At 40.8% G+C, this 13,380-nt stretch carries 5 protein-coding genes; 1 reads left to right on the top strand and 4 read right to left on the bottom strand.

Annotation, left to right across the window (positions count from 1 at the left end; translation table 11 throughout):
* Positions 1-263: 263 nt before the first annotated feature.
* The 4 genes from J4N25_RS17035 to J4N25_RS17020 form a co-directional block, all read right to left on the bottom strand.
* Entirely contained in the window at positions 264-2,375 is a 2,112-nt protein-coding gene (locus J4N25_RS17035; protein WP_207422994.1) for a hypothetical protein, read from the bottom strand.
* Positions 2,376-2,493: 118 nt separating this feature from the next.
* Entirely contained in the window at positions 2,494-3,735 is a 1,242-nt protein-coding gene (locus J4N25_RS17030) for a glycan-binding surface protein (RefSeq protein ID WP_207422993.1), read from the bottom strand.
* Positions 3,736-3,751: 16 nt separating this feature from the next.
* The gene (locus J4N25_RS17025; RefSeq protein ID WP_207422992.1) at positions 3,752-5,377 is read right to left on the bottom strand and encodes a RagB/SusD family nutrient uptake outer membrane protein; all 1,626 of its coding nucleotides are present in this window, start codon (positions 5,375-5,377) and stop codon (positions 3,752-3,754) included.
* A gap of 6 nt (positions 5,378-5,383) precedes the next feature.
* Positions 5,384-8,509: a SusC/RagA family TonB-linked outer membrane protein gene (locus J4N25_RS17020; protein WP_207422991.1), complete on the bottom strand. Its 3,126-nt coding sequence runs from the start codon at positions 8,507-8,509 to the stop codon at positions 5,384-5,386.
* Positions 8,510-8,965: 456 nt separating this feature from the next.
* On the opposite strand from J4N25_RS17020, the gene J4N25_RS17015 reads away from it, so the two are divergent.
* On the top strand, positions 8,966-13,270 hold the full coding sequence (locus J4N25_RS17015) for a hybrid sensor histidine kinase/response regulator (RefSeq protein ID WP_369410865.1): 4,305 nt from the start codon (positions 8,966-8,968) through the stop codon (positions 13,268-13,270).
* Positions 13,271-13,380 lie beyond the last annotated feature (110 nt).

Genomic DNA, 13,380 nt, shown 5'->3' with positions numbered 1-13,380 from the left:
GGTTAATCAGTTAAATTAAAAAATGATTGTGGTTCTTCAAAGATAAGACAGACAGCCGGATCCCTATCATAAATTTGTTGTATTTTCTATAACTTTTGTTTAAAAGCCACTAGAATCCATTCAGCAAATAGTTTTCTTACTATTGGGCAATCCTCCAGTTGACGACAGGATATAAGTTTTGGGACTGCATTCTGTTATGTTGCTTTATTTAATTCATGGCATCCAGTAAAGACCTGTATTGCATATCACAACATCTTAAATTATTAGGGATCTGCATATACTATTCCCCGCCCTCCCGTGCTCATATAAACCCTGCCATACACATTCATATCACCCATTACAAATTGTCCATTACCAGGGCCACCGAATTTTGCTTTGTCATTACTTATGCGGATCCACGACTTACCCTCATTAATTGACCTATATACCCCCTGAACCCCGTCAACTACCCCATAGATAAAAAGTGTTTCGTAATTGCTTCCGGGTGCCTCCTTTCCGACTCCCACCGCACTACAAACGGAAACTGATGCTATTCTGGAAAATGTCTCTCCTGAGTTTACAGATCGGAGTAAGCCAGTTTTATTACCTGCAATCCAAATATGCCCTGCTTTTCCAGGAACCGATCGAATTACCTTTGACCCACCCTTTCCTGCATTTCCAGCCGGTTTAAACGTGCATCCTCCATCCATACTTCTTAAAATAAACCCAGTTGCCGGATCATACGCATAGAAACTATCCGACCTTGATCCATCTGAAACCGTGTGAGCATTAATAACTTCAAGTCCTTGAATTTTCGTCCAGGATATTCCATCATCTGCTGTCCGGTAGCTCGTATTCGACTTGTCGGGGCTGTGAACAATTATATTCCCGTCCGTCGAAATCGAGACCTGCCCGAATGCGCCTTTTACAGAAGTGGTTTTTGTCCAACTTTTTGCTGTATCGAGAGAATAAAATAAGCTTGTCCCTACTCTTACCACTTTTCTCCTGTTATTATAGGCATAAGCAAGCCCAGTTGTTGTACCCATTGAGGGACTATGAATAGATGGATACTTAGAAGGATCATAGTGCGTAAACCCATCATAATCACCGATTACTGAAATGAGAGGACCATTGGGGACACTAACAAGGTTAAGTGGAACCGTTTCTTCCAGTCCCCTTACCTCAAACTTCCATTCATTCGCAGTACTGATCTTATCATTAACAAAAATGCCATTTCCTGAAGTGACAAAGACCCTTTCGGGGTGTGAAGGATCAAATTCAATAGATCCGGCCCAATGAATAGAAAGGTCTTGTGCCCAATGAAAACCGTTGGTGTTCAGCAAAAAGCCTCTTTTGGCAATGATATCGGTCCAACTTTCGCCCCCATTATTACTTAGGAAGATACGATCGCCCGAATGCTTGCCTTGTTTAACATAGGTGTTTATTGTAGAAGCTATTAGTCGTTTCGGATTATGCGGATCCACACTTATTCCCCCAAAAGCTCTGTTAATTGCAGGTGGAGTGATATTTAACCAGGTATTATCATTAATATTATACTTCCAGATCTGTCCCCTATTTACAGTTTCAGTTGAAGATGAATGGGGTCCTGCCCCATTTCCATAGGTAATGATCAGTGTTCCATCCCCTGAAAGTATAGCTCTTTGAGGCATCAATCCCTCACCTAATTGGGGATTGTCAATTGCCGAAAAGGTTTCCCCTGCATCATCGCTTCGGTAAAGGTTCTTACCTGCACCTGCCCGGGAAATACCGGCAAAAATTCTATCTGTTTTGCCAATTGAGGCTTTGGACTTATCCAGAATTATAAAGCTTACTCCATTACCATTATCTGTAGTTGTAACATTTAGAGAATTAAGCTTCTGCCAGCTCAGGCCCTGATCCTGGCTTTTAAACAATCCATTTCCCCTACTACCACAATACAAAATGGAACTATTAAGTGGGTCCACCTGCAGCTTTTCACCACTCTGTCTTCCCATTCCGTTACCATGTGCTTTGAATTGAGATGTAACCTCGATAATTGAAAAATGATCACCGAAGTCAAGAGATTTAAGAATATAACTTTTTCCTTTATTTAAATAGGAAGTACCTGTTAAGGCGTATACGACCGCAGGATTTTGAGGGTCGATAGCCATAGATTCAACTCCCAGCATCCCTTGTTGTTGTTCAGATACCCAATCCATTAGGGGTACCCAGCTACGGTTTTCCGGGTTCCAGCGATAAGCCCCTCCTACGTCTGTCCGGGCATAGATAAGCCCAGGATGTTCTTTAGATGTGATGATTCCGGAAACGAAACCACCGCCCCCGATTGCCACGTTCTGCCAATGATATCTCTGCTCGTTCAGCTGAGGAAAAGTCTTTGAATAACAGAGAAAAAGCATACAGAGAATAAGGTATAGTACCCGGTTGAAACCAAGCCCATCCTTATTTCTGATAATCCAAAGCCGCCAAATGATCAAATACGATTTCAAGTGTTCCGGTTTTTCCTGGTAATTGATCTCAATTCTCCTTCCTTACAATCCTTATATTATCTATTGCAGCATCAAACGATGCTACCGCAGCCGGTCCATCATTGATAAACATTATTCCTAATTCTCTTTTCATATCGGTATCACCAACAAGATCAGAAATCCTTACAGCAGAAGCTCCGGAGCCATCAATATTATCCGCTTTAAGGCGAAATTCTGTTAATGGAAGGGTAACGGTTAGCCATGAGTCGGTTTTAAACTCTTTGCTGGTACTCGCATCCATCTTCCATGGAGCATAGCGGATAGTATATTTCCAAGACCCCTCATTCCGGATCAAGATGGTTCCACCACTCCAGCCCTGTTTTACGAAGATTTCAAACTTTAGAGCATAATCACTCACACTTCCAGACCTGTCTACTGGCCAGGTGATGGAGTTCAGGTTGATTGAACGTCCTGACTCCCACCAATTCCAGTTATAAGCTGAAACATTGCTAAAGGTCATTCTGTAATAACTGCCAAGGGCTCCGGGAAAAAGAGTTGCATCAGCTGTTTTTTCTGCGCCCCAGGAAAAATTATTAATTGCATCGGCGTCATCCAGAACGCCTGTAACACGATCATTAAAAATACCTTTTGAAGTGGTTGTTCCAAACCTGTTAATAAATACTAACGGTCCGGCTTTACTGACGCCAGCCGGAACGGTCACCTTAACTGTCTGGGCGTCCGGACTTGTAACAATCCCTGTAGTCACTTCGATACCCCCAGGAAATACTATTTTCTCCGGCAAGTACAAATTGGCCCCCTTAAGGGTAATGGATGAGCCTGAGATAGCATTTTCATTAGATACAGAATAAATGACTGGCGTAGGAGCTGCCAGAGTAAAGGAGAAGGTTGTTTCTCCGTGTGTTGTAACAACCTTAATTTGGCTTTTGACGTCACTTTTTGTGGCTTCTGTAGGTGCACCCGCTGGAATTGTAATGATTATATGTTCAGGGGTATTATAATTGGGATTGAAGAGGGCTGGGTAATCATTAAAATAAATTGATTTCGCTCCCCCTAAATTTTTGCCTTCAATAACAATCAAACTGCCGGGTACCGCCTGCCTAAAAGTACTATCCTTTTTTGCTGGATCTACCATTCTTACGCCGGTTATTTCCGGCACACCTGAGAATACTATTTCCTTTTCTTTCACACATGAAGGAAGCAATAGGCATTGGACTGCAATCAACAACAGGAATAATAACCGGAGAGCAGTATTAAAAAGTCTTTTTGTCATTTTATGCAGAAACTTATCAGTCTGATAATTTATTTAAATCGAAAGGAACCGGATCTAATCGCAGCGAAGGGGCATTAGCCATCTCTAATTCAGGGATAGGAAGTTCAAAATTTTTATTCGTTGCTGAATAATACTCACTATTATAAGTAGCCGTATAGCTTCTGGGCTGAGTCCCATGATTATAGTTAATGGTATAAGAACCTTTATCCTGTTTACTAATATATTCGAGGGCTCCTGTCTTGTCGAAATAGTACCATCGCACAATCTCGTACCATGCTGTACCTTCCATCAGCGTTTCAATCCTTTTTTCCCAAAAAATATCTGTAAATGAGATCTGGCTTTTTACTGGCATTTTCGCCCTGGCGCGCACCTGGTTATAATAGTTCAGCGCTTCGGAATTATTGGTGGTTGTGGAATTACCAAGTATTGCTTCTGCGTAGATCAGGTAAACCTCGGCCAATCGTAACATGTAAGTATTAATATAGGCAGTCATGAAAAGTCCTTTCCCTCCGTTGTCATCCGGAGTGCCAATGATATACTTTTTTACGTTTGCCACATCAGTTTTAGTAAACCTTGTTCCCCCTGCTTTTTTGTTTAGCTCGGCATACAGGTCTTCCGGGAACATAAACGTTTCTTTACGTCTCACAGAGTCTTCGGGATGTTCTGTTACAAAATATTTGATCAGGTTAGCTGATGCCCCATGTGCGGTACCCCACCCATCACCGGTACCAGTGATATCCGGACTGAACGCCATATATGCCTGGAATGAATTATTGATTCCCCATGGCTCTGAGGCATTCATCCATTGAAGAGCAAAAAGGCTTTCTTTATTATTCTTTGAACTGTTATTGTTGGCACTTTTAAATAGATCACCATAATTCGGCAACAGTTCACAACCACTGTTTTTTATTACATCAGCCGAATAAATCCTGGCACTGTCTAAATCACTTTGATTCCTGTTTCCTTTAGTTCTGCCGAGTCCGGATCGAGTCAGATACATTTTTGCCAACATCCCTTCAGCTGAATATTTGGTGAGTCTGCCCTGCTGGGATTGCACAGGGGGCAAATTTTCAGCGCTATAACGAAGATCCCGGATTATAAAAGCCCAAATACTTTCTTTTGTATTTCGTCTGATATTCTTATCACTTAATTGGATAGAATTATTGTAGATCACCGGTATTTCACCCCAGTTCATTACTAAATAGTAGTAAGCGAGCGCACGCATAAACTTCGCTTCTGCTATCCCGGCTTTTTTAGCCGCTTCGGGGGCATTTAACGCATACCGGTTAATATTTTGTATAATCAGGTTGCTCTGACCGATAATCTTATAGAAAGCTTTATAGGCGGGAAGCAGAGTTGTCTGATCGGTTGACGACACATTGAATTTGTAAAAGGCAGAACGGTCATTGGAAACCATATTTCCACCTCGGGCATCTCCGATCGCAAGTGCTGCCTTATCGTTATAATCAAACCAAACAATGTTATAAAGGGGTGCTGTGGCGGCCAATATTTCAGATTCAGTTTTATAAAATACTCCGTCGGTAAGTGTATCAACTGGCGGTCGTTCAAGAAAGTCTTTCTTACAAGCCTGAACAACAAATAAAAGAGCCGAAAGAATAATTATTTTAGATATCTCTTTCATTAGCTATTAAAAATTTGCAGTTAAATTGAACGTATACATGCGGGTAGAAGGATACCTGCCTTGGTCTGCTCCTATCAGGAAAGTTCCATTATAGGGACTTAGTCCCACCTCTGGATCATAGCCTGTGTATTTAGTAATAGTAAAGGCGTTCTGAATGTTAAAGGTGGCAGTAAGACCACTTATCACTCGTGTTTTTTCAAGCATTGACTTTGAGAACTTATAACTTAAGGCAATGTTCTTTAAGCGGACATATGACCCGTCCTCTACATACCAGGTATTTGCCCTGCTGTTTCCATTTCCGCCAGCAAGTCGAGGAATCCTATTCCCTGAATTCAGTAAATGGACATCCGAATCATTTAAATTATAGCTACTGGGTCTGGCAAAGTTGTATGATGAAGCGTAATAATTATTGCTTGTACCTTGTGATGCAGGAATTTCGTTAAGATTTCTATTGTAATTGTAAAGATCATTTCCGAAACTGCCAGTGAAGAACAAGTTTAGATCAAAGTTCTTGTAGCCTATTGAGTTGTTGAACCCAAGAGTGAATTTAGGCCATGGGTTACCAATGATAGTCCTATCCTTTTCATCAATAACCCCGTCGTTATTCAGGTCTTTGAAGATGATATCCCCTACCCAAGTCCCATCTCTGTGCGCCTTAACAGAATTCTCTGTTTGAAGTGCATGCATTTGCACCTCATTGAGATTTTGGAATAAACCTTCTGCCAAATAGCCGTTAAATAAACCTGCAGGCATACCTACCTGTGTAATTGCCCGTAGAGAACCCAGGTTTGCCCATATTCCCTTATCAGAATATAAGCTTGTAACCTTATTGCGGTCAACCGAGACATTAGCGCTGGTTTTCCAGGTAATATTTTTTCTCACCAGGTTTACAGAGTTAACCGTTATCCCGAACCCCCTATTCCTCATAGAACCAATATTGGTCCAGGGAAAATCAATATATCCTGGGGAGTAATCAACATCTCCACCTGAATAATATGGATACTGGTTTTTAGTGAGCAGATGGTCAATATCCTTGAGATAAAAATCAGCGATAATTTCAAGTCTGTTTCTAAACATATGAAGGTCAAAGCCGGCGTTCCAGGTTTTAGAAGCCTCCCAGCGAAGCTCAGGGTTTGGGAAATTTGAAGCAAGAAATCCTGTGCCCCATGGTGTAGGAACTGCAGAAAGAGAACCATAGTAGCCCGGTCCCCAAATATTCGAGTTCCCTGAAACCCCATATTCCGCCCGTAATTTCAATTCATCCAGGTGCGGAATATCTTTCATAAAGTTTTCTCTCGAAATTCTCCAGGCAATCGAACCTGCCGGAAAATATCCCCAGCGATTATCGGCACCAAAAGCAGAAGAGCCGTCGGCACGGTAGGTAAACTGCGCTATGTATTTATCATTATAAACATAATTGATCCGGCCAAAGTAAGATTCCCTCGCTCCGCTACCCCTGGAGCTGTTGGCTACTGCCGTAGAGGCATCACCGCCATTTAATTCCTGAACCTCGTTATTTACAAACTTGGATCGCGAGCCACTAACCCCATCGTATCCATTTTCCTGAAACTCATGAGCTAGCATCCCTGTTATAGAATGCTTCTTAAAAGCATTTTTATATTCAAGTCTGCTGTGAAAACTATACCAAAAATTATTGGTATTTGACCGGGACGACCTGGTTATTGGGTTTTCATACCCGCCAAATCTGTAAGAAGGATTAAATCGATAATTACCCAGCTGATCATACCTGCCATTTAATTCGTTATGAAAAACGAATTTCTTTGAAAAGTTGATATCCGCATAGGCACTGGCCAAAGCAGCTTTCCTTACATTAGTATTGTCATTTATTTCGGCAAGGGCAACTGGATTGGTCTGTTGATATTGCTGTACATCTGGCCCGCCCCATGATCCATCTGCATTTTTCAATGGTATTGACGGATTCTGACTGATAGCAATTTTTAATATTTCGCTCTCTGAAATATTCAGTTTTTCCCTCGTCCTGTTTAGCCCTAAACTCGCTCCTACTTTCAACCATAGTTTTGCCTGATTATCAAGGTTCAATTTCACCGAATATCGATTGAAGCCAGACCCTTTAGCGACACCTTCCTGGTTAAAATACTCTCCCGAAAAATAAAACGTAGTCTGTTCATTACCGCCACTTAAGGAGAACGTACTTTTCCTGAGTAGGGTTTTTCTGAAAAGGGCGTCCTGCCAGTTGGTTCCTTCACCCAGAATAGATGGATCGGCAAGATAAGGATCAGCGGGGCCGTAATTCGCTTTTGCATATTCGTTCTGATATTCAGCCCACTGTTTAAGGTTCATTACACGAATCAGCTTAGGCTCATCTTGAATTGTATAAAGTGAATTAAACGCAACGTTGGTTGCTCCGGCTTTACCCCGTTTAGTGGTGATCACAACCACTCCGGCTGCTCCCGAAGCTCCATATACAGATGTTGCAGATGGCCCCTGCAACAAGTTAATTGTTTCGACATCATCCGGGTTTATACCGGCAAGCAGATTTGAGGTTCCATCCCCGTCATCTGGTTTAAATTGAACTCCATCTACTACATATAAAGGTTGATTATTGCCGGAAATTGAGTTAAAGCCTCTGAAAATTACAGAGGGTGCGGCCCCTGGCTGACCACTATTTGAGGTAACATAAACGTTTGCTGCCCTTCCCTGGATTGCCTGTTCTATAGTAGTATTAACAGTGCGACGAACTTCATTGGCTCCGATACTGACCTGCGAACTGCTTAGATCTGTCTTTTTCATTGTTCCATAACCCACGCCGACGATAACATCCCGCAAGACTGTAACATCTTGTTTCAGTTCCACTTTGAGCGGCACAAAAGTTCCTATCTCAATCTCAACAGGTGCAAAGCCAACCATTGTTACGATCAAAACATCGCCTTCCCTGGCACTAATAGAGAACCGTCCATGCATATCGGTACTAATTCCTGAGGTAGAGCCTTTAATTTTTACCGAAGCTCCGGGCAGAACATTATTGGTAGCAGCATCAACAACACTACCCGTAACTTTATTTTGAGCGTAAGTTAAAGTACTGGGATAAAGCCAAAGCCAAAGAACAAATAAAAGGTTAAGGTATTTTCTAACAGTGCAGCTTCTTATCATTAATTCCATTTCCTGACAGCCCCAGTGGCATATTCAAATTTTAATTGAAAATTTTGGATTTTGCAGTGAATAATTGCAGCATCTTCCCCTCCCAATAGGGTGTGTATACTTCATGTTTAAGTTCTTAGTTGCATTAAAAAAATATTTTCCTGTAATAGCTTTTAGCTGTTTAAATTCCCTGATGTGGAATTAATATCTATTCCAGGGCTGGTTTAGCTAACTAATTCTTCTATACTTTAAGTCCAAAAGCTCCATCCTTCCAGAAACTAATACGATAACTGTTTATTAACAAGAAGTTTACATGAGTTATTTTTGAATACAATAAATTACAATACCGGTGAAACGTTTTTTCCACTTTCGAGTATAAGGACCGGGTGTACTATTTATGGTGTGTACTGTATTAATTCCCTCCTCTAATCCATAAGCTTTATAACAATAGCTAATTCAACAGAAACGATGAGTGATAATTCCGCGAGAAGGTTATTTCTTATTTGCCTTATCTCCGTGTTCCTTCTTTTAACTTCAGGTGTTTTCGCCCAATGGAACGGCGTATACTTTAGACATCTTTCAACTATGGAAGGGTTATCTCAAAACACGGTGACTTGCATAATGAAAGATCGCTCAGGCTTTATGTGGTTTGGCACTCAAGATGGACTTAATCGGTATGATGGGTATAGGTTTACCGTTTATCGCAATAGCATAAAAAACCCTAAAACGCTTCGCTCGAGCAATATTCGTTGTGTTTACCAGGATAACCGTGGTGCCATTTGGGTTGGTACAGACCAGGGTTTAAGTGTCTTCGACGAAAAAACAGAAACATTCAAAACTTATGAAGCTAAAGCCGATGATAAACAGTCACTTGCCTCAAATAACATAACAGCCGTTTATGAGGATAATAAAGGAAACCTTTGGGTTGGCACAGAATGGCTACTTCATCAATTGGATCGAAAAACTGGGAAATTTACCCGCTTCATACCTGACAATAATAACACTTCGACCATAAGCAATCATTATATAACTACAATTTTTGAGGATTCCAGATCAAACGTTTGGATCGGCACGGGAGACGGGCTAAACCTATGGAACCCTGTAAGGAAGAATTTTAAAAGATTCCTTAATAAACCTGGTAATAATGGCAATAACAGCTCAGGTTTTATCAAAGCCATAGTGGAAGATAAGGCGCAAAATCTTTGGATGGCAACGAATGGCGGAGGATTATGCAGCTTTAGTATAAAAAACCACTCGTATAAATACTACAAAAATGATCTTTCCAATCCTGAATCAATTGGAAATGACCATTTAACCGCTTTAGCAGTTTCTTCCGATGGAATTCTTTGGGCAGGCACCCAATCTTCTCTTGAGGTGTTTGACCCTCTCACTGGAAAAGCCCGGCATATCCAAAGTGATGTGAATGATATTACCAGTCTAAGGAACTATACAGTTAACGCCATCTACGCAGATAATAAAGGCTTAATTTGGATAGCTACCTATGATGGAGGTTTAAATATCTACGATCAGAATATCTCGTTTTTTGAGAGTTTAAAGAACAAAGCAAATGATTACTACAACCTTAATTTTAATGTTGTTACGTCTTTTGCAGAGGAAAGGAATGGGAACATTTGGATCGGTACCGATGGCGGCGGATTGAACTATTATAAAAGAAAAGAAAGAAAGTTTGAATTCATAACCAGTATTCCGGGCAACTTAAATTCTATTAGTAGTTCATCAGTCCTTTGTCTCTCCAGAAGTAAAAAAAGCAACGATCTATGGATGGGTTCGTACATGGGAGGCCTTGACAGGATAAACGTAATTACCAGGAAGGTACAACATATTACAGAAGGTCCCGGCCCAGATCAGCTAAACAACCAGGCTGTGTTTGCAGTAATGGAAGATAGTAAAGGAAATGTATGGATCGGAACTAATGGAGGTGGCGTGAATGTACGGGATCCAAAGACAGGATTGATCAAGAAGTATAAAGTTGACTACAATAATTACTATGGCTCAAACTCTGTATTCAGCGATTATATCAGGGCCTTTTTCGAGGATTCGAAAGGAAACATTTGGATAGGATCTGCTTCTGGTGTCAGTATTTACAATCCCTCGGCAAAAAGCTTCAAACATTACGATCCGGGAAACAGCAGCCTGGGCAAAAATGTGGTTTTGTCATTTTACCAGGATAGAAAAGGTAATATGTGGGTGGGTACACTTGCGGGAGGATTGAATTTATTCAATCCGGGAACTGGGAAATTCACCACCTTTACTTTGGAAGACGGGTTACCAAATAACACTGTTAACTATATTACAGAAGACTATTATGGCTACCTGTGGGTCAGTACAAACAATGGTGTTTGCAGACTTAATCCAAAGACTAGGAAAGTAGTTAATTATGATGTGTTTAATGGCCTGCAGGGAGCTGAGTTTAAAGCAGGTGCAGGATTAAGGGCCAGCACGGGTGAAATTTACCTGGGAGGGACCTCAGGTTGCAATATTATAAATCCATCTCAAATAAGATTTAACAAGAACATTCCACCGGTGGTTATTTCTAATTTCCAGATCTTCAATAAAACTGTCCTTCCTGGAGAGGAAAATTCTCCGTTATTAAGGCCGATCTATGAGACTAAAGAGATAACTCTTTCTTACCACCAAAATATCTTTTCGTTTGAGGTATCAGCCCTCGATTTCAGTAATCCTTCCAAAAACCTCTATGCTTACCGTTTGGAGGGATTCGACAAAGCGTGGAACTATCTGAATAACCACCGGAAGATACATTACACTAATTTAGATCCTGGAAATTACACCCTTCATGTAAGGGCAGCAAATAGTGATGGGGTTTGGAATAATAAGGGGGTGAAACTAAAGATCATTATAACCCCGCCTTTCTGGTTAACATGGTGGTTTAGAGCCGCAGTGATCCTATTCCTTATTTTATCTGTTTATTCATTCTTCAGGTACAGATTAGCAACGATTAAAAAACAGAAAAAGCACCTTGAAGAACAGGTGAACGAGCGTACCTCTGAATTAGTAGAAAAGTCAGTAGAATTGGAAAAACAGGCGGATGCACTGCATGCAATGAACGAAGAACTGCAGAGCCAGGCTGAAGAATTACAAGCTCAGACAGAAGAAATGCAGGCTCAATCAGAGCACCTGATGGTACTAAACTCTGATCTTCAGGAAAAGACAGAAGAAGCAGAAAAAGCAAACAAAGCAAAAAGTATTTTCCTGGCAACGATGAGCCATGAAATCAGAACACCTATGAACGGGGTGATAGGTATGGCTGGCCTTTTATCTCAAACTCCTCTGAATTCCGAACAGCAGGAATACGTAAAAGTTATTACCACTTCCGGAGATGCTCTTCTTGGAGTAATTAATGATATCCTCGATTTTTCAAAGATAGAATCGGGTAGTATGGAAATCGAACAACATGATTTTGATCTCTGCCAATGTGTAGAAAATGTAATGGACGTTTTTGCCACAAAGGCTTTTGATCTGGGTATAGACCTGGTATATAAGATAGATCATCGTCTACCAGTGATGCTTCTGGGCGATAGCCTGAGGATACGCCAAATTTTGCTTAATCTGGTAAGTAATGCAATGAAATTTACCCACAAGGGTGAAGTCTTTGTAAATGTAGAATTGGAAAATGCTGGGAATAACAATATATCTATTCGATTTGAAGTAAAAGATACTGGTATCGGTATCCCTGACGATAAACTTTCAAGGTTATTTAAGGCCTTTTCTCAAGTCGACTCCTCTACAACAAGAAAGTATGGAGGTACAGGACTGGGACTGGTCATCAGTGAACGACTAGTGAAACTAATGGGTGGTGAAATAGGAGTTAGCTCTGAGGTTGGTGCAGGCACAACCTTCTATTTTAATATCCTTACAAGACCGGCAACCTCTTCAGTTAAAACTTATGTGAATTTCGGAAGAGATACCGAAGGGAAACGAGTTTTAGTGATCGATGATAACAAAACTAATCTTTCTGTCTTGAAAGGGCAGTTAGAATGGGGCAAATTGGAGGTTACCACGGCATTGTCGGGAAAAGAAGCTTTAGAATTACTAGCTAAAGACAGAAATTACAACCTAATTATCTCCGATATGCAAATGCCGGAAATGGATGGCATTCAACTTGCGGAAGAAATAAAAAAGCTGTTGCCGGAAATACCAATAGTCTTATTAAGTTCTGTAGGTGATGAAACCAAGTCTAAGTACCCTCATTTATTTAGCTCTGTGTTAAGCAAACCTGTTAAACAGCAACAACTATTTAAAATTGTACAGTTAGAACTTAAACCAGAAAAAGAAGCTCTTCAGGTAGCAGAAACAAAGCAAGTCAATGCCCTGCAGGATCTTGCTTCTACTTATCCACTTGATATTTTGATTGCAGAAGATAATCTTATTAATCAAAAGCTGGCAATAAGAGTCCTTAATAAACTTGGGTATCAGCCAGAAATAGCCAACAATGGCAAGGAAGCAGTAGAGATGCTGGAAAGAAAAGAATACGATGTAATTTTCATGGATATGCTTATGCCTGAAATGGATGGACTGGAGGCTACAAAGTTCATACGACAGAACTCGATCTATCAACCAGAGATCATTGCCATGACGGCTAATGCTATGCCAGAAGACCGGGAAGCTTGTATTAAAGCAGGAATGAATCAGTATATCAGTAAACCTTTTAAAGTTGAGGACCTAATTACTGCAATCAAAATGATTGGTAGCAACACAGGTGAGATTAGCAGTTATAATGCGGGAATCAAGTAGACCTGAGCCAGGAATAGCATCAAACAAAAAGTTCTCTATGAAAACATAGAGAACTTTTTATTTGGGGAGTAGCAGTGCCTTCACTTAAAATGTAGTTGACATAGAACACC

The organism is Desertivirga brevis (assembly GCF_017355835.1).
Note: the sequence above shows the minus strand (reverse complement) of the source record. Positions and strands in the feature narration are given on the sequence as shown.

Bases quoted from the DNA above. Each gene is read 5' to 3' on its own strand.
- J4N25_RS17030 (WP_207422993.1), bottom strand. From the start codon at position 3,735: ATGACAAAAAGACTTTTTAATACTGCTCTCCGGTTATTATTCCTGTTG.
- J4N25_RS17020 (WP_207422991.1), bottom strand. From the start codon at position 8,509: ATGATAAGAAGCTGCACTGTTAGAAAATACCTTAACCTTTTATTTGTT.
- J4N25_RS17035 (WP_207422994.1), bottom strand. From the start codon at position 2,375: ATGCTTTTTCTCTGTTATTCAAAGACTTTTCCTCAGCTGAACGAGCAG.
- J4N25_RS17025 (WP_207422992.1), bottom strand. From the start codon at position 5,377: ATGAAAGAGATATCTAAAATAATTATTCTTTCGGCTCTTTTATTTGTT.
- J4N25_RS17015 (WP_369410865.1), top strand. From the start codon at position 8,966: ATGAGTGATAATTCCGCGAGAAGGTTATTTCTTATTTGCCTTATCTCC.